This window comes from uncultured Lacinutrix sp. (genome assembly GCF_947500325.1).
In the GTDB taxonomy this organism is placed as follows: Bacteria; Bacteroidota; Bacteroidia; order Flavobacteriales; family Flavobacteriaceae; genus Lacinutrix.
In genome coordinates, this window is the sequence record NZ_CANMRQ010000090.1 from 1 (window position 1) to 533 (window position 533).

A 533-nucleotide genomic window follows, 5' to 3' on the forward strand; every position below is an offset into this window, starting at 1 on the left:
TCTTTGTTAGTGACATCACTTATGTAAAGAGTAGAGAAAAAACACATTATCTATCTCTTGTAACTGATGCATATAGTAGAAAAATAATGGGTTATAAATTAAGCAATGATATGAGTGCTAATCATGTGGTAAAAGCCCTTGAAATGGCTATCAAAGAAAGAAATACTAATAAAGAGCTAATTCACCACTCAGATCGTGGACTCCAATATTGTTCTTCTGTTTATCAAGATGCTTTAACCAAAAACAATGTCAGACCCTCTATGACCGATGGATATGATTGTTATCAAAATGCTTTAGCAGAACGAATTAATGGTATTTTAAAACAAGAATTTTTAGTATATAAATGCAATAATGAAAAAGAACTTAATCAACTAATAAAAGAATCTATAAAAACTTATAATAATAAAAGGCCGCACTTGAGTCTTAATTATAAAACACCTAATTTTATACACAACAAAAAATCCTGTGAAGCTAGCTTCACAGGATAGTAATTAATTATTTTATAATCTGTCAACCTATTTTAGGACGACTCA

The 533-nt window shown here is 29.1% G+C and carries 1 protein-coding gene; it reads left to right on the forward strand.

From position 1 onward, the window contains the following. Positions 1-488 (forward strand): IS3 family transposase (locus tag Q0997_RS20300; RefSeq protein ID WP_299892556.1); only part of this gene is annotated, 488 nt, incomplete at its 5' end. Between the last annotated feature and the right edge of the window lie 45 nt (positions 489-533).